The sequence below is a fragment of the Pseudomonas vancouverensis genome, assembly GCF_004348895.1.
GTDB lineage: Bacteria > Pseudomonadota > Gammaproteobacteria > Pseudomonadales > Pseudomonadaceae > Aquipseudomonas > Aquipseudomonas vancouverensis.
The window spans coordinates 160,612-177,583 of the sequence record NZ_RRZK01000007.1; the positions used below are offsets into that span (position 1 = coordinate 160,612).

A 16,972-nucleotide genomic window follows, 5' to 3' on the forward strand; every position below is an offset into this window, starting at 1 on the left:
CAGTGCGAGAGAAGAACGCAAGACAAACGAGTCACTCGACCAATCGGTTAGTGGGCAGCCGACCGGTGGGTGATATAAAGACAGCCCGAAAAAAGCCCGAAACCCCTGGAGCGCCGCAGCGCGTAGGTTTCGAGCGATTTTCGGAAGTCGTTTTTTCCGCCACTGCACGTAGGAAAATTCAGCAGGCAGCGACGATTTGTCGCAGATCTTATTCTTTGTTGATTGAACGTTCAATCAAAACAAAATAGACTGGCCTCAAGCCGGTAGACGCTCGACGTCTGCAGGAAGGCCTAAGGAGATGTGCAAGATGCCCAAGGTCGGTATGCAACCCATCCGTCGCCAACAGTTGATCGAAGCCACGCTGCTGGCGGTCGATCAGGTCGGAATGGGGGACGCCAGCATTGCGCTGATCGCCCGTTTGGCCGGTGTCTCGAACGGCATCATCAGTCACTACTTTCAGGACAAGAACGGCCTGATTGCCGCCACGATGCGGTACCTGATGAGTGTCCTCAGCGAGAACGTCACCCTGCGCCGTCAGGCGCTGACAGATGACAGCCCGCGGGCGCATCTGCAGGTGATCATCGAAGGCAACTTCGACGCCAGCCAGGTCAATGGCCCGGCAATGAAAACCTGGCTGGCCTTCTGGGCCACCAGCATGCACCAGCCGTCTTTGCACAGGTTGCAGCGGATCAACGATCACCGCCTGTATTCCAACCTGTGCTGCCAGTTCCGCCGCGTGTTGCCGCTCGATGATGCGCGCAGCGCCGCCCGTGGCCTGGCAGCCCTCATCGACGGTTTGTGGTTGCGCGGCGCGCTGTCGGGAGACGCTTTCGACACCGAGCAGGCGCAACAGATCGCTTACGAATACATGGATATCCAATTGGCCAAGCGGGTGAGTTAGAGCACAACAGAAACGCTCGTCACCCGACCCGTGCCACCACTTATGCTCTTGCGAGGACTTTATGGCCCGTTTCGACCTGCAAAAACTCTACATCGATGGCGGCTACAGTGACGCCGGCAGCGACGCCACTTTTGAAGCCATCAACCCGGCCAACGGTGAAGTCCTCGCGCACGTTCAGCGTGCCACCAAGGAAGACGTAGAGCGTGCTGTTGTCAGCGCCGAAAAGGGTCAGAAAATCTGGGCCGCAATGACCGCCATGGAGCGTTCGCGCATCCTGCGTCGCGCCGTGGAAATCCTCCGTGAGCGCAACGACGAACTGGCCGCCCTGGAAACCCTCGACACCGGCAAGTCGTACTCCGAAACCCGCTACGTCGACATCGTTACCGGCGCTGACGTGCTGGAATACTACGCAGGCCTGGTACCGGCCATCGAAGGCGAGCAGATTCCGCTGCGCACCACTTCGTTCGTCTACACCCGCCGCGAGCCGCTGGGCGTCGTCGCCGGTATCGGCGCGTGGAACTACCCGATCCAGATCGCCCTGTGGAAATCCGCACCGGCCCTGGCCGCCGGTAACGCAATGATCTTCAAGCCAAGCGAAGTCACCTCGCTGACCACCCTGAAGCTGGCCGAGATCTACACCGAAGCTGGCGTACCGGCCGGCGTGTTCAACGTCCTCACCGGCAGCGGCCGCGAAGTCGGCACCTGGCTGACCGAGCACCCGCGCATCGAGAAAGTCTCGTTCACCGGCGGCACCGACACCGGCAAGAAAGTCATGGCCAGCGCTTCGAGCTCCTCGCTCAAGGAAGTGACCATGGAACTGGGCGGCAAGTCGCCGCTGATCATCTGCGACGACGCCGACCTCGATCGCGCCGCCGACACCGCGATGATGGCCAACTTCTACAGCTCCGGTCAGGTCTGCACCAACGGCACTCGCGTGTTCGTACCGGCGCATCTGAAGGCCGCGTTCGAAGCCAAGATCGTCGAGCGCGTGGCACGCATTCGTGTGGGCAACCCGGAAGACGAAAACACCAACTTCGGCCCGCTGGTCAGCTTCGCCCACATGGAAAACGTGCTGGGCTACATCGCCAAGGGCAAGGCAGAAGGCGCTCGCGTCCTGTGTGGCGGCGAGCGTATGACCGACGGTGAATTCGCCAAGGGCGCGTTCGTCGCACCGACCGTGTTCACTGACTGCACCGACGACATGACCATCGTCCGTGAAGAAATCTTTGGTCCGGTGATGGCGATCCTCACCTACGAAACGGAAGAAGAAGTGATCCGTCGTGCCAACGACACCGACTTCGGCCTGGCCGCCGGTATCGTCACCCGCGACCTGAACCGCGCGCACCGCGTGATTCATCAACTGGAAGCCGGTATCTGCTGGATCAACGCCTGGGGCGAGTCCGACGCGAAGATGCCGGTCGGCGGCTACAAGCAGTCGGGTGTCGGCCGTGAGAACGGGATCAGCTCGCTGAACAACTTCACCCGCATCAAATCGGTACAGGTCGAGCTGGGCGATTACGTCTCGGTGTTCTGATCTGACACGAACCTGAGACTGGGGTCTTTTTGTGGCAAGGGAGCTTGCTCCCGCTGGGCTGCGAAGCGGCCCCAATCCAGGTTCCGCGGTCCTTCAGAAAGAACACAGTCGCTGATTTTGCGGCTGCTGCGCAGTCCAGCGGGAGCAAGCTCCCTCGCCACAAGTAAGTGGTGCATCGATGGCTGCGACCTGACCAACTTCAAAGAGGGTGCATTCAATGTCCCAAGAATTCGATTACATCATCATCGGTGCCGGCTCGGCCGGTAACACCCTGGCGACCCGTCTGACCGAAGACGCCGGCGTCACTGTCCTGCTGCTCGAAGCCGGCGGCCCGGACTACCGTTTCGACTTCCGCACGCAGATGCCGGCGGCACTGGCGTTCCCGCTGCAAGGCCGTCGCTACAACTGGGCCTACGAAACCGATCCGGAGCCGCACATGGACGGTCGCCGCATGGAATGCGGTCGCGGCAAGGGCCTGGGCGGTTCGTCGCTGATCAACGGCATGTGCTACATCCGTGGCAACGCCATGGACTATGACGGCTGGGCCAAACTGCCCGGTCTTGAAGACTGGTCCTACCTCGATTGCCTGCCGTATTTCCGCAAGGCGGAAACCCGTGACATCGGCCCGAACGACTACCACGGTGGCGACGGCCCGGTCAGCGTGACCACGCCTAAGCCTGGCAACAACCCGCTGTTCCACGCCATGGTCGAAGCCGGCGTGCAGGCCGGTTACCCGCGCACCGAAGACCTGAACGGCTACCAGCAGGAAGGCTTCGGCCCGATGGACCGCACCGTGACGCCGAAAGGTCGTCGTGCCTCCACCGCGCGCGGCTACCTGGACGTGGCGAAAAAGCGTTCGACCCTGACCATCGTCACCCACGCCCTGACCGACAAGATCCTGTTCGAAGGCAAGCGTGCGGTCGGCGTGCGTTACCTGGTCGGCTCGGCCGAGGAACGTGTTGAAGTCCGGGCACGCAAGGAAGTGCTGCTGTGCTCCGGCGCCATCGCCTCGCCACAGGTGCTGCAACGCTCCGGCGTCGGCCCGAAGAAACTGCTGGAAAGCCTCGACATCCCGGTGGTCCACGACCTGCCGGGCGTCGGCGAAAACCTGCAGGATCACCTCGAGCTGTACCTGCAATACGCCTGCACCCAACCGGTCTCGCTGTACCCGTCGCTGCTCTGGTACAACCAGCCAGCCATTGGTGCCGAGTGGCTGTTCAACGGCACCGGCATTGGCGCCAGCAACCAGTTCGAAGCCGGCGGTTTCATCCGCACCCGTCCGGAATTCGAGTGGCCGAACATCCAGTACCACTTCCTGCCGGTGGCGATTAACTACAACGGCAGCAACGGTGTGAAAGAGCACGGCTTCCAGGCGCACATGGGTTCCATGCGTTCGCCAAGCCGCGGTCGCATCCAGCTCAAGTCCAAGGACCCGCGCCAGCACCCGAGCATCCTGTTCAACTACATGGCCACCGAGCAGGACTGGCAGGAGTTCCGCGACGGCATCCGCCTGACCCGTGAAATCATGCAGCAGCCTGCCCTGGATGCCTTCCGGGGTCGCGAGATCAGCCCGGGCATCGAAGTGCAAACCGACGAGCAACTGGACAAGTTCATCCGCGAACACGCCGAAACCGCGTTCCATCCGTCCTGCTCGTGCAAGATGGGCACCGACGAGATGGCCGTGGTCGACGGCGAAGGTCGCGTGCATGGCATGCAGGGTCTGCGCGTGGTCGATGCCTCGATCATGCCGATCATCACCACCGGCAACCTCAACGCGCCGACGATCATGATGGCCGAGAAAATCGCCGACAAGATCCGTGGTCGCCAGCCACTGCCGCGCAGCAAGGCGGACTACTACGTGGCCGGTGATGCGCCGGTGAAGGGCAAGGCGGTGCGGGAAGTCAGCCAGCCGGCTTGATACCGCGTCGACCGTAATCGCGAGCAGGCTCGCTCCCACAGGACATTTTCAGTGAACACAATTTTTGTGAGCACAGAAAATCAAATGTGGGTGCGAGCCTGCTCGCGATGAGGCCCCAACAACCGACACATCATCTTCTCCCTCCCTTGATCCATCCCCCTCGCAGGCCTAATCTAGCGCCACGCAAACGTTTCACCTCTCCCCTCGCAGCACCGGTTCGCCGCCACTCCAGACAAGGAGGTTTTCGAATGTTCGACTTCCATCCCCAGCTCAAGCAGCGCTTTGCCGCCTTGCGCACGGGTGCCGAATTCTTTTCCCTGCGTTATGTGCGCGAATCCGGACAGTACCTGTCGGTGCGCAAGAACGTCGCCGAACCGCCGAGCTTCAGCCGGGACGAAGGTGCGATGCTGACCGTGCGGGTCAACGGCGTCGAAGCCTATGCCGCCACCAACGACCTGTCGCAACAGGGCCTGCAAGCCGCCCTTGAACGCGCCGAGCAGCAGGCACGTCGACTCAAGCCGCATGCCTTGCTGGACCTGCGCGAACAGGCGGTTTCCAGCGACCGCGCCGATTACTTTTCACCCAATCTTGATCGAGCCTTCCCATCCCTGAGCGACTGCTACCAGTTACTCGGCGCCGAATCGGCCGCCGTGCCCAGGGACGAGCGCCTGGTGAACTGGCAGGTCAGCCTCGGCATCACTCAGGTCGAGCAGATCTACCTCAGCAGCGCCGGCGCCGAACTGCGTCAGGCCCAGCGTTTCGTCTACCCGGGCATGGATGTCACGGCCTACGACGGCAGCGACAGCCAGACCCGCAGCCTGGGCCGCGAGAACTTCGGCCAGCAGGGTGGCGATGACGTCATCAGCCGCTGCGGTTTGATTGGCGCCGGTGCGCAGGTCGCCGATCAGGCCCTGCAATTGCTGCTGGCGCCCAACACCCCGGCGGGCAAACGCGACCTGCTGCTGATGCCCGACCAGATGATGCTGCAAATCCACGAGTCCATCGGCCATCCGCTGGAACTGGACCGTATCCTCGGTGACGAGCGCAATTACGCCGGTACCAGTTTCGTCAAAACCGAAGATTTCGGTCGCCTGCAATACGGCTCGAAGCTGCTTAACGTGACCTTCGACCCGGACATTCCCGAAGAACTTGCCAGCTATGGCCATGACGACGACGGCACGCCGGCCAGCAAGCAGTTCCTGATTCGCGAAGGGCTACTCGTGCGCCCGTTGGGCGGCGCACTGTCGCAGTTCCGTGCCGGCATGGACGGTGTCGCCAACAGCCGCGCCTGTGGCTGGAACCGCCCGCCGATCGACCGCATGGCCAACCTCAACATCGAGCCCGGCGACCGCTCCCTCGAACAGCTGATCGGCGGCATCGAACACGGCGTGCTGATGTCGACCAACCGTTCCTGGTCCATCGACGATGCCCGCAACAAATTCCAGTTCGGCTGCGAGTGGGGCCAACTGATCGAAAACGGTGAGTTGAAGGGCGTGGTGAAAAACCCCAATTACCGCGGCATCTCCGCGCAGTTCTGGGGCAACCTCAGCGCCGTCGGCGATGCCCGTACCCTCAAGGTCCTCGGCACGCCGAACTGCGGCAAGGGTGAACCGAACCAGGTGATACGCGTCGGTCATGCATCGCCGGCCTGTGTGTTCAGCAACATTGATGTGTTCGGGGGAGACGCCTGATGAGTACTTCCAACAGCCAGGCCGCGGCGTTCAAGACCCTGGTCAACGAACTGCGTGAAGCCCTTCACGAGCCGGAACAGTTCACCCTCAGCTACGCCGCCGAATCGTCAGCCTTCGTGCGCTTCAACCACGCCAAGGTGCGCCAGGCCGGTCAGGTGCAGCAGGCGAGCATTGGCCTGAAGCTGATCAACGACGGGCGCCACGCTGATCTGCACATCACCTTGGCCGGCGATCCACAAGTTGACCTGCAACGCTTGCTCGAGGGTCTGCAACAGTTGCGCGACACCTTGCCGCTGCTGCCGCAAGACCCGTACCTGTTGCTCAACTACAACGGCTGGCAAAGCAACAACGTGCAAGCCCAGCCATTGCCGGACACCGAGCAGGTCATCGCTGAGATCACCCGGGCGGCCGAAGGCCTGGACCTGGTCGGCTTCTACGCGGCGGGCCCCATCAGCCGTGGTTTCGCCAGTTCCAGCGGTGCGTTCGGCTGGCATCAGGCCAACAGCTTCAACTTCGATTTCAGCCTGTTCCACGAGAACGGCCAAGCCGTTAAGGCAAGCTACGCCGGGCACGACTGGAACAGTGAAGGTTTCGCCAGGCGCTTCCAACAGGCCCGCGAGCAGCTTGAGTTTCTCGGTCGGCCGCTGCGCACCTTGGCGCCGGGTCAATACCGCGCCTACCTCGCCCCGGCTGCTCTGGAAGAAATCATCGGCATGTTGTGCTGGGGTGGTTTTTCCGCGCAGTCGATTGCCAGCAAAAGCAGCCCGTTGCAAAAGCTATATGGCGGCGACCTCGCCTTCAGTCCACAGGTTTCGCTGGATGAAAAAGTCAGCGGCTCGCTGAGCCCGGCGTTTTCCGAGGAAGGTTATCCGCGCAGTGATCTGGGCTTGATCGTCGATGGCAAGGCCGGCGCGCAACTGGTCGGCTCGCGCAGTGCCGCCGAGTACGGCTTGACTGCCAACGGTGCCAGCGGCGGCGAATCGCCGAGTGCCTTGAACATGAAAGCCGGAACTTTGCCTGACGCGCAGATTCTCAAACAACTGGGCACGGGCCTGTACATCAGCAACCTGTGGTACCTGAATTTCTCCGATCAACCCGCTGCACGCCTCACCGGCATGACGCGGTTTGCGACCTTCTGGGTCGAGAACGGCGAGATCCAGGCACCGGTGAGCACCATGCGCTTCGATGACAGTGCATTCAGCCTGCTCGGTGCGCAACTGGAAGCACTGACCGAGGAGCGCGAGTTGTTGCTGTCGGCGAGCACCTATAGTCAACGAGCGACGGCTTCGGCGTTGTTGCCGGGGGCGTTGGTGAGCAAACTTACTTTGACCCTGTAAACACAAATCCCCAGTACACAGGGAAACCTGTGGCGAGGGAGCTTGCTCCCGCTGGGCTGCGAAGCAGCCCCTGAACCGACAACCGCGGAGCAATGGACAGACCGCATTGGCCGGATTTACGACTGCTCCGCAGCCGAGCGGGAGCAAGCTTCCTCGCCACAGAGATAATTAGATACATAGGTACAACAGTAAAAAGGTGCACAGAGGTAAAAAGGTCAGCCAGCCATGAATCACCGCGAACAACCCAACTGAGGTCCCATGCCCAACCGCCCGCCTCTCGACGCTGTCACCGCCCGCTGGATTCCGTGGGTGGTGGCCATTGCCTTCTTCATGCAATCCCTCGACGGGACCATCCTCAACACGGCCCTGCCGGCCATGGCCCGCGATCTGGCGGAAGACCCGTTGCGCATGCAGGGTGTGATCATCGCCTACATGCTCACCGTCGCCTTGCTGATCCCGGCCTCAGGCTGGATCGCCGACCGCTTCGGCACCAAGAAGATCTTCTTCGGGGCAATCTTCCTGTTCAGCGTCGGCTCGCTGCTGTGCGCGATGTCGAGCAGCCTGACCATGCTGATCGGCGCCCGGGTGATACAGGGCCTTGGCGGCTCATTGATGCTGCCGGTCGGGCGGTTGGTGGTGTTGCGCGCCTACCCGCGCTCGGAACTGGTGCGCATCATGGGTTTCATCACCATTCCCGGACTGCTCGGCCCGCTGATCGGCCCTACCATGGGCGGCTGGATGGTGGAATACCTGACCTGGCACTGGATCTTCCTGATCAATCTTCCGGTGGGCCTGATCGGTTGCTACGCCGTGTGGAAATTCATCCCCGACCTGCGTGGCTCCGAGCGCACGCGCTTCGACGGGTTGGGATTCTTGCTGTTCGGTGCGGCGATGATCCTGATCACCATCGCGATGGAAGGCCTCGGCGAGCTGCACTTGCCGCACTTGCGGGTGATGTTGCTGCTGTTTGGCGGCATGGCCTGTCTGGCGGCGTACTGGCTGCGCGCCGGGCATATCGACAATCCGCTGTTCGCGCCCTCGTTGTTCAAGACCCGAACTTTTGCCGTCGGCATTCTCGGCAACCTGTTCGCACGTTTGGGCAGTGGTGCCCTGCCCTTCCTCGTGCCCTTGCTGCTGCAAGTCGCCCTGGGTTACTCGCCGTCCCAGGCAGGGATGAGCATGCTGCCACTGGCCGCGGCGGCGATGATCGCCAAGTGGGTGGCGCGCCCGCTGATCGAGCGTCTGGGTTATCGCATCGTGCTGACCGGCAACACCCTGGCACTGGGGATCATGCTGGCGAGCATGGGCCTGGTCAGCGAGCAGACGCCGTACTGGCTGCTGCTGTGCCTGCTGGCGATCCTCGGGGCGATCAACTCCTTGCAGTTCACCGCGATGAACACCGTGACCCTGATCGACCTCGACGACGCCAGCGCCAGCAGTGGCAACAGTTTGCTGTCGGTGGTTGCGCAGTTGTCCCTGAGTCTTGGGGTTGCCTGTGCGGGCGCGTTGCTGGGTGGCTTTACGGCGGAGATTGGCAATGACGGGGTAGAAACGGTTCTAGGGGCGTTTCAGCTGACTTTCGTGACCGTTGGCATCATGGCGATGCTGGCTGCGACTATCTTTTCGCAGCTCTCAAAAGAAGATGGACGGCGCGTCAGAAGTCCGGAGCAACACATCGAGCATTGAGCAGAGCAACTTAGGCAAAGCGAAATATCGTACCTGTGGCGAGGGAGCTTGCTCCCGCTCGGCTGCGAAGCAGTCGTAAATGCTGAAAACGCGGTTTATCTGAAAAACCGCATGCAACTGATTTAGGGGCCGCTTCGCAGCCCAGCGGGAGCAAGCTCCCTCGCCACGGATTATGCGTTCGTCCAGAACTTTCGAGGTTAATGGCCAGAGGCTGGTACACTGCGCGACATTTTGTTTTGCAGGCCAGTCCCGTGACCACCATCGCCACCGAATTTAATACTCTGCCGCTGTCCGCCGCCATGCTGGCTAACCTCGAATCCCTCGGTTATGCCCAGATGACGCCGATCCAGGCGCAGAGCTTGCCGGTGATCCTCAAGGGGATGGACCTGATCGCCCAGGCCAAGACCGGTAGCGGCAAGACCGCCGCCTTCGGCATCGGCCTGCTGAACCCGATCAACCCGCGCTACTTCGGTTGCCAGGCGCTGATCCTGTGCCCGACCCGTGAGCTGGCCGACCAGGTCGCCAAGGAAATCCGTCGTCTGGCCCGCGCCGAAGACAACATCAAGGTCCTGACCCTGTGCGGCGGCGTGTCCCTCGGCCCGCAGATCGCTTCGCTGGAGCACGGCGCGCACATCATCGTCGGCACCCCGGGTCGTATCCAGCAGCACCTGCGCAAGGGTTCGCTGGTCCTGCACGGCTTGAACACGCTGATCCTCGACGAAGCCGACCGCATGCTCGACATGGGTTTCTACGATTCCATTGAAGAAATCATCATGCAGGCCCCGGAGCGTCGCCAGACCTTGCTGTTCTCCGCGACTTACCCGGTGGGCATCAAGCAGCTCGCCTCGAAATTCATGCGCAACCCGCAGCAAGTGAAGGCCGAGGCGTTCCACGACGACACGCAGATCGAGCAACGCTTCTACGAAATCTCCCCGGAAGAGCGCATGAGCGCCGTGACCAAGGTCCTCGGCCACTTCCGCCCAGCGTCCTGCGTGGCGTTCTGCTTCACCAAGCAGCAGGTTCAGGAAACCGTCGATCACCTGACCGCCAAAGGCATCTCTGCCGTTGGCCTGCACGGCGATCTGGAACAGCGTGACCGCGACCAGGTGCTGGCGATGTTCGCCAACCGCAGTACTTCGGTACTGGTCGCCACCGACGTTGCCGCCCGTGGCCTCGACATCGATTCGCTGGACATGGTGATCAACGTCGAGCTGGCCCGTGATTCGGAAATCCACATCCACCGTGTCGGTCGTACCGGTCGTGCCGGCGAAAAAGGCCTGGCAATCAGCCTGGTTGCACCGTCCGAAGCGCAGCGCGCCCAGGCCATCGAGCAACTGCAGAAAACGCCTCTGACCTGGGACCAGGTGGACAACCTGACCTCCAAGGGCGGCGGTCCGCTGCTGCCGCAGATGAGCACCCTGTGCATCGCCGCCGGTCGTAAGGACAAGGTTCGTCCGGGCGACATTCTCGGCGCACTGACTGGCGATGCCGGCATCCCGGGCGCGCAGGTCGGCAAGATCGCGATTTTCGACTTCCAGGCTTATGTGGCGGTGGAGCGCGGTGTCGCCAAACAGGCCTTGCAGCGTTTGAACGACGGCAAGATCAAGGGCCGCTCGCTGCGCGTGCGTATTTTGTAAGCGATCTTCCTTCCCACGAAGATCCCCTGTGGGAGCGAGCTTGCTCGCGATGGCGGACTGCCAGCCAACGACTATGTTGCATGTGCCGGCCTCATCGTCGGAACGCCGCCCGGACCAAGCTCGCTCCCACATTGGTTTCCGGTGAATTTGAATTTTGTGTGAGGACACCGTTTTGCGCTCTACCGAAGTCGTGATCATTGGCGCTGGCGCCGCAGGGTTGATGTGTGCACTGACGGCCGCCGGACGCGGGCGCAAGGTGTTGTTGCTCGACCACGCGAACAAGGCCGGCAAGAAAATCCTGATGTCGGGCGGTGGTCGCTGCAATTTCACCAACATGTACACGGAACCGAGCAATTTCCTCTCGCAGAACGCGCATTTCTGTAAATCGGCACTGGCGCGCTACACCCAGTGGGATTTCATCGGATTGGTTGCCAAGCACGGCGTGCCCTATCACGAGAAGAAACTCGGCCAGCTGTTCTGCGACAACAAGTCCAGCGACATCCTCGAGATGCTGCTCAACGAATGCGATCAGGTCGGCGTCAGCCTGCACCTGGACACTTCGATCCAGACCATCGAGAAGCTGGAGAAGGGCTACTTGCTGGACACCACACTCGGCCAGGTGACCTGCGAGTCGCTGGTGATCGCCACGGGCGGCCTGTCGATCCCGACCCTCGGCGCCACAGGTTTCGGTTACCAGGTCGCCAAACAGTTTGGTCACGAACTGCTGCCGACCCGCGCCGGGCTCGTACCGTTCACCATCACCGACCAGCTCAAGGCCTTGTGCACCGAGCTGTCCGGCACCTCGGTGGATTGCCTGGTGAGCTGCAACGAGCAGAGCTTCCGCGAGAACATCCTGTTCACCCACCGCGGTCTCAGCGGCCCGGCGATCCTGCAGATCTCCTCGTTCTGGGAATCCGGCGACACCGTTGAAATCAACCTGATGCCGGACCATGACGTGCCGGACTGGCTGCAACAGCAGCAGGCCGAACGCCCCAACAGCGAGTTGAAAACCCTGCTCGGCGAAATCTTCACCAAGAAGATGGCCAACCTGCTGGCGGACAACTGGTTCGTCTCCAAGCCGATGAAGCAGTACACCCACGCCGAACTGGCGGACATCGCCGAGAAACTGGCGAGCTGGAAAGTGGTACCGGCCGGCACTGAAGGTTACCGCACCGCCGAAGTGACCCTGGGCGGCGTGGACACCAACGAGGTGTCGTCCAAGACCATGGAATCGCTGAAAAGCCCAGGGCTGTACTTCGTGGGTGAAGTGCTGGATGTCACCGGGCATCTGGGCGGCTTCAACTTCCAGTGGGCGTGGGCTTCGGGTTACGCGGCTGCGCAGTACGTCTGACACCAAAAAGAGTCTGTGTACGCGAATTGTGGCGAGGGAGCTTGCTCCCGTTGGGCTGCGCAGCAGCCCCAAAACAATCACAGTCCATCTGCACATGTTGTGAGTGCTGCGCACTCAAGCGGGAGCAAGCTCCCTCGCCACAGAGATCACCTCTGTCCTGCTGATCGACTCTAAGGAACAAATTTTGCTGTCTGATGTGATCGACGCCATTGCGTCGGCGTCATTAGTGGCTCAATTTAGCGTCATTGCCTCGGAAGGCCTTCGCACTTCATGTCATCGACTTCGTTTCGCCAGTCACTGCGTCGCCTCTGGGCGCTGGATAAATTCAGCTACAGCGTGCGGGTGTTCATCGCCCTGACCGGCACCATGGCGCTGTGCTGGTATCAGAACGAGATGGGCCTGTTGATTCCGCTGTTCCTCGGGATCATCGCCAGCGCCCTGGCCGAGACCGACGACAGCTGGCAAGGCCGACTTAACGCGCTGGCCGTGACGCTGGTGTGTTTCGCCATCGCCGCCCTCTCCGTCGAGCTGCTGTTCCCCTACCCCATCCTGTTTATCGCCGCCTTCGCCCTGGCAGCGTTCTGCCTGACCATGCTCGGCGCCCTCGGCGAACGTTATGGTGCGATTGCCTCGGCGACACTGATCCTGTCGGTCTACACCATGATCGGTGTCGACCAGCGCGGCGGGGCCGTCACCGACTTCTGGCACGAACCGGTACTGCTGGTCGCCGGCGCTGCCTGGTACGGCCTGCTGTCGGTGCTCTGGCAGGCGCTGTTTTCCAATCAGCCGGTGCAACAAAGCCTGGCACGCCTGTTCCGTGAACTGGGCTTTTACCTGAAACTGAAATCCTCGCTGTTCGAGCCGATCCGGCAGATGGACGTGGAAGCGCGCCGCCTGGAACTGGCCCGGCAAAACGGTCGGGTGGTGGCGGCCCTGAACGTCGCCAAGGAGATCATCCTGCACCGGGTCGGCAACGGCCGGCCGGGGTCGAAAGTCAGCCGTTATCTCAAGCTGTATTTCCTCGCCCAGGACATCCACGAACGCGCCAGTTCCTCGCACTATCCCTACAATGCCCTGGCCGATGCGTTCTTTCACAGCGACGTGTTGTTCCGTTGCCAGCGCCTGTTGCGCCAGCAGGGCAAGGCCTGCCGCGCTCTGGCCGAATCCATCCAGATGCGTCAGCCGTTCACTTACGACGCCGGCTTCGCCGAGGCCCTGAGCGACCTCGACGCGTCCCTCGAACACCTGCGCATCCAGAGCAATCCGGCCTGGCGTGGTTTGCTGCGTTCGCTGCGGGCCCTGGCGGCCAATCTCGGCACGCTCGATCGCCTGCTCAGCGACGCCAGCAACCCCGACGCCCTGGCCGATGCCACCGACAGCAGCCTGCTCGACCGCTCGCCACGCAACCTCAAGGACGTGTGGATTCGCTTGCGCACGCAACTGACGCCGACCTCGCTGCTGTTCCGTCATGCCCTGCGCTTGCCCCTGGCATTGAGCATCGGCTACGCCATGGTGCACTTGATCCACCCGTCGCAAGGCTACTGGATCATTCTCACCACGCTCTTTGTCTGTCAGCCGAACTACGGCGCCACCCGCCGCAAACTCGGCCAGCGGATCATCGGCACGGCCATCGGCCTGACGCTGGCGTGGGCGCTGTTCGACCTGTTCCCGAATCCGCTGATCCAGGCCTGCTTCGCCATCGCCGCCGGCGTGGTGTTCTTCATCAACCGCACCACCCGCTATACCCTGGCGACAGCAGCCATCACCCTGATGGTGCTGTTCTGTTTCAACCAGGTGGGCGACAGCTACGGGCTGTTCCTGCCACGGTTGTTCGATACCTTGCTCGGCAGCCTGATCGCCGGCCTGGCGGTGTTCCTGTTCCTGCCGGACTGGCAGGGTCGGCGTCTGAACAAGGTGCTGGCCAACACCCTGACCTGCAACAGCATTTACCTGCGGCAGATCATGCAGCAGTACGCGGCCGGCAAACGTGACGACCTGGCCTATCGCCTGGCCCGGCGCAACGCGCACAACGCCGATGCCGCGCTGTCGACGACCCTGGCCAACATGCTGATGGAGCCGGGGCACTTCCGTAAGGAAGCCGACGTTGGCTTCCGTTTTCTGGTGTTGTCACACACGCTACTCAGTTATTTGTCCGGCCTGGGTGCGCACCGCGAAACCCAATTGCCAGCGGAGGTGCGTGAACACTTGATCGAAGGCGCCGGAGTGAAGCTGGCCGCCAGCATCGATGAAATCGCCCAGGGGTTGGCAAGCAAATCGTCGATTGCGATCCAGAGCGATGAAGAAGAAGCGCTGGCCAATGAGCTCGAGCAGATGCCCGATGAAATTGATGAAGGGCAACGCCTGGTGCAGACGCAACTGGCGTTGATCTGTCGCCAACTGGGGCCGCTGCGCACCCTGGCGGCGCATCTGATCAAGGACAGCCGCGAGGATCCCGAACTGTCCGGCCCGGCCTGATCGGCGCAAAATCCGTAGGCGCCCCGCCTCCTGCAACCTACATCCCGTGTTGCTTCAATAGCCGCGCATAACTGCCGTCCGCCTTCATTTTGGCAATTTCCCGATCAAACCCGGCAACGATCTGTTCGTGCTGCGGGTTCTTCAGGCTGACCAGAATATGCAGGCTGTTTTCGCTCAAGGGCTTGGGCAGGAACTCCACCGCGTTACGCACCTTGGGTGACTCGCGGGCCAGGTAATAACGAGCGACATATTCGTCCTCCAGGGTCAGCTTGACCCGGTCAGCCGCGAGCATGCGCACCGCCATGGAAAAGTTGTGCACCGGGACTTTCTGCAACGAGTCATCGTTATCGAACTCGGCCGAATAGGCATAGCCACGCACAATGGCAATCGGATAGGTATGCAGTTGCTGCAGGTTGTTGAACTCGATGGGGGCGTCCTTGCGCTTGAGAAAACGCACGCGATTGAGCAGATATTCGCCGGAGAACTGGCCGAACTGGGTGCGCTCATCGTTGTACCAGGCGTTGACCAGCACGTCGTAGCGACCTTCGCTCACGCCTAGCAAGGCCCGCGCCCAAGGCACCTGCTCGAACTCGCTGGCATAACCGGCCCTCGCCAATGCGGTACTGACGATGTCCGTGGCCACGCCGCCATTGACCAGCGTACCGTCGGTAAAGGGTGGCCAGGCATCGGCAACCAGTCGCAGTTTGTCTGCGGCCGCCCCCTGAACCAGAAACAGCCATCCAATCAAGGCCAAAGCTCGATGCAACCGCGGCATGCTCGAAATCCTTAGCGGGCACTCGCCCGGCGTGTTTTCAGCCAAAACCCCGAACCCTGTGTCGCCCGACCCGGGTACTAAACATTAGCTCATCGACGTCACTGCACAGCGCTTCATTGCAGATTACACAAAGAAGACACGGCCGCGAGAATTGAATGATGGCATTTTGGCCTTTGTCACAGATTTCTCTGCCATAAAGACATCTGCGGTCGGTACGCTTAGTATCGAAACGACGTTCTCAGGGAATCAAGACATGACAGTTGATTGGATCTGCAAACATCACAGCGACCTGGGCAAGGAACAGCTGTACGCCATATTGCAGTTGCGCAGCGACGTGTTCGTCGTCGAACAGAAGTGCGTTTATCAAGACATCGACGGACAGGACCTGGAAGGTGACACCTGCCACTTGATGGCCTGGGATGGTAACCAACTGGTGGCCTACCTGCGTCTGCTGGACCCGCAGTCACAAGGCGGCGACGTGGTGATCGGGCGGGTGATCATTGCTCCGCAATCGCGCGGCACCGGCCTTGGGCATGAGTTGATGGATCATGCGTTGAAACAGATCGAGAAGTACTGGCCAGGTGTTCCAGTTTATCTCTCGGCGCAGGCGCATTTGCAGAAATACTACGGCCGTTACGGGTTTGAAGTAGCCGGAGAAGAGTATGTCGAGGATGGCATTCCGCACATCGGCATGCGTCGTCCTTGAAAGCCCAATCGCAAGCGAGCTCGCTCTCACATTGACAGGTGGTGCGAACACCACCGCAGCCCCTTGTGGGAGCGAGCTTGTTCGCGATGGCATCAGCTCAGGCTGCGCAAATCTCAGGGATACGCCAACACCGCCTTGATCTGCCGCAGATTACGCTCGATCCAGCCCCGATCAATCGCGCCCCAGTCGCGAATGCGGTAGCGCCCGGCGTGGTTGCGCGCCCCTTCTTCCTGCTCGAACTCACAGACAATATCCAGGTCCGCCAATGCGGCGACGGTGTCCTGGGCCGTGCGTCGAGGCATGCCGGTGACCTCGGTCAACGCCGGCACACTGCTGGCCAGCCCGCTATCGATCAGGTACGCCACGTACAGGCGGCGATAGAAACTGCTCTTGGTCTTGCTCACGTCCATCCACACACTCCTTGTTGCGATTCTCAGGCACGATGGTTACTGCAAGTCGCGCCACGTCAGGTACACCCGCACATCGAACTCCACCTGGTGATAGCCCGGCAACATGTGCTCGCACAGTTTGTAGAACGCCTTGTTGTGATCCGACTCCTTGAAGTGCGCCAGTTCGTGCACGACGATCATTTTCAGGAACTCGGACGGCGCCTCCTTGAACAACGAGGCGATGCGGATTTCCTTCTTGGCCTTGAGCTTGCCGCCCTGCACCCGGGAGATCGTGGTATGCAGGCCGAGGGCGCGATGGGTCAGGTCCAGGCGGTTGTCGAACAGCACCTTGTCGATGGCCGGGGCGTTACGCAGGTACTCCTGCTTGAGGTCCAGGGCATAGGTGTACAGCGCCTTGTCGCTCTGCACGCCGTGTTTGTCCGGGTAACGCCGGTCCAGGTATTCGCCCAGCCGATCGTCGGCGATCAATTGGCGCACCTGGTCCTGCAAGGTCGCGGGGTAGGCCTGTAGGTATTTCAACACGGTCATCGGGGCGGTAACGGAGGTCGGGG

Annotated in this window: 13 protein-coding genes; 10 read left to right on the top strand and 3 right to left on the bottom strand. The window is 61.4% G+C overall.

Features of this window, described 5'->3' with window-relative positions; translation table 11 throughout:
* Positions 1-307: 307 nt before the first annotated feature.
* The 9 genes from betI (at position 308) to yccS (ending at position 14,530) form a co-directional block, all read left to right on the top strand.
* On the top strand, positions 308-901 hold the full coding sequence (betI, locus tag EIY72_RS05115) for a transcriptional regulator BetI (protein WP_093229287.1): 594 nt from the start codon (positions 308-310) through the stop codon (positions 899-901).
* Positions 902-962: 61 nt separating this feature from the next.
* A complete protein-coding gene (gene betB, locus EIY72_RS05120) occupies positions 963-2,435 on the top strand; it encodes a betaine-aldehyde dehydrogenase (RefSeq protein ID WP_093229286.1) in 1,473 nt (490 codons plus the stop codon).
* A 217-nt stretch (positions 2,436-2,652) separates the two neighbouring features.
* Positions 2,653-4,353 carry a choline dehydrogenase gene (gene betA, locus EIY72_RS05125; RefSeq protein WP_093229285.1) on the top strand — a complete coding sequence of 567 codons (1,701 nt, stop codon included), beginning with the start codon at positions 2,653-2,655 and terminating at the stop codon, positions 4,351-4,353.
* Between the two features lie 248 nt (positions 4,354-4,601).
* Positions 4,602-6,044 carry a TldD/PmbA family protein gene (locus EIY72_RS05130; RefSeq protein WP_093229284.1) on the top strand — a complete coding sequence of 481 codons (1,443 nt, stop codon included), beginning with the start codon at positions 4,602-4,604 and terminating at the stop codon, positions 6,042-6,044.
* Entirely contained in the window at positions 6,044-7,381 is a 1,338-nt protein-coding gene (locus EIY72_RS05135; protein ID WP_093229283.1) for a TldD/PmbA family protein, read from the top strand. Before EIY72_RS05130 ends, EIY72_RS05135 begins: the two co-directional genes overlap by 1 nt.
* Positions 7,382-7,639: 258 nt before the next feature.
* Positions 7,640-9,067, top strand: coding sequence for a multidrug transporter subunit MdtD (mdtD, locus tag EIY72_RS05140; protein WP_093229282.1), 1,428 nt, complete (start codon positions 7,640-7,642; stop codon positions 9,065-9,067).
* Between the two features lie 299 nt (positions 9,068-9,366).
* Positions 9,367-10,704, top strand: coding sequence for an ATP-dependent RNA helicase DbpA (gene dbpA, locus EIY72_RS05150; protein ID WP_231985619.1), 1,338 nt, complete (start codon positions 9,367-9,369; stop codon positions 10,702-10,704).
* A 172-nt stretch (positions 10,705-10,876) separates the two neighbouring features.
* A complete protein-coding gene (locus EIY72_RS05155) occupies positions 10,877-12,055 on the top strand; it encodes a BaiN/RdsA family NAD(P)/FAD-dependent oxidoreductase (RefSeq protein ID WP_093229280.1) in 1,179 nt (392 codons plus the stop codon).
* A gap of 270 nt (positions 12,056-12,325) precedes the next feature.
* Positions 12,326-14,530: a YccS family putative transporter gene (yccS, locus tag EIY72_RS05160; protein WP_093229279.1), complete on the top strand. Its 2,205-nt coding sequence runs from the start codon at positions 12,326-12,328 to the stop codon at positions 14,528-14,530.
* Between the two features lie 37 nt (positions 14,531-14,567).
* Here yccS and EIY72_RS05165 read toward each other — a convergent pair whose 3' ends face one another.
* The gene (locus tag EIY72_RS05165; RefSeq protein WP_093229278.1) at positions 14,568-15,305 is read right to left on the bottom strand and encodes a substrate-binding periplasmic protein; all 738 of its coding nucleotides are present in this window, start codon (positions 15,303-15,305) and stop codon (positions 14,568-14,570) included.
* Positions 15,306-15,558: 253 nt separating this feature from the next.
* Here EIY72_RS05165 and EIY72_RS05170 point away from each other — a divergent pair, with 253 nt between their 5' ends.
* On the top strand, positions 15,559-16,011 hold the full coding sequence (locus tag EIY72_RS05170; protein WP_093229277.1) for a GNAT family N-acetyltransferase: 453 nt from the start codon (positions 15,559-15,561) through the stop codon (positions 16,009-16,011).
* A gap of 113 nt (positions 16,012-16,124) precedes the next feature.
* On the opposite strand, the gene EIY72_RS05175 is transcribed toward EIY72_RS05170, so the two are convergent.
* Together EIY72_RS05175 and EIY72_RS05180 are read right to left on the bottom strand one after the other, a co-directional pair.
* Positions 16,125-16,421, bottom strand: a complete 297-nt coding sequence (locus tag EIY72_RS05175; protein ID WP_093229276.1) for a winged helix-turn-helix domain-containing protein — start codon at positions 16,419-16,421, stop codon at positions 16,125-16,127.
* 36 nt (positions 16,422-16,457) lie between these two features.
* Positions 16,458-16,949: a M48 metallopeptidase family protein gene (locus EIY72_RS05180; protein WP_093229275.1), complete on the bottom strand. Its 492-nt coding sequence runs from the start codon at positions 16,947-16,949 to the stop codon at positions 16,458-16,460.
* Between the last annotated feature and the right edge of the window lie 23 nt (positions 16,950-16,972).

What these genes read in the sequence shown, in the direction of transcription:
- dbpA (WP_231985619.1), top strand. Translation starts at nt 9,367, where the DNA reads ATGCTGGCTAACCTCGAATCCCTCGGTTATGCCCAGATGACGCCGATC.
- yccS (WP_093229279.1), top strand. Translation starts at nt 12,326, where the DNA reads ATGTCATCGACTTCGTTTCGCCAGTCACTGCGTCGCCTCTGGGCGCTG.
- betI (WP_093229287.1), top strand. Translation starts at nt 308, where the DNA reads ATGCCCAAGGTCGGTATGCAACCCATCCGTCGCCAACAGTTGATCGAA.
- EIY72_RS05180 (WP_093229275.1), bottom strand. Translation starts at nt 16,949, where the DNA reads ATGACCGTGTTGAAATACCTACAGGCCTACCCCGCGACCTTGCAGGAC.
- betA (WP_093229285.1), top strand. Translation starts at nt 2,653, where the DNA reads ATGTCCCAAGAATTCGATTACATCATCATCGGTGCCGGCTCGGCCGGT.
- EIY72_RS05135 (WP_093229283.1), top strand. Translation starts at nt 6,044, where the DNA reads ATGAGTACTTCCAACAGCCAGGCCGCGGCGTTCAAGACCCTGGTCAAC.
- betB (WP_093229286.1), top strand. Translation starts at nt 963, where the DNA reads ATGGCCCGTTTCGACCTGCAAAAACTCTACATCGATGGCGGCTACAGT.
- EIY72_RS05175 (WP_093229276.1), bottom strand. Translation starts at nt 16,421, where the DNA reads ATGGACGTGAGCAAGACCAAGAGCAGTTTCTATCGCCGCCTGTACGTG.
- EIY72_RS05170 (WP_093229277.1), top strand. Translation starts at nt 15,559, where the DNA reads ATGACAGTTGATTGGATCTGCAAACATCACAGCGACCTGGGCAAGGAA.
- mdtD (WP_093229282.1), top strand. Translation starts at nt 7,640, where the DNA reads ATGCCCAACCGCCCGCCTCTCGACGCTGTCACCGCCCGCTGGATTCCG.
- EIY72_RS05130 (WP_093229284.1), top strand. Translation starts at nt 4,602, where the DNA reads ATGTTCGACTTCCATCCCCAGCTCAAGCAGCGCTTTGCCGCCTTGCGC.
- EIY72_RS05165 (WP_093229278.1), bottom strand. Translation starts at nt 15,305, where the DNA reads ATGCCGCGGTTGCATCGAGCTTTGGCCTTGATTGGATGGCTGTTTCTG.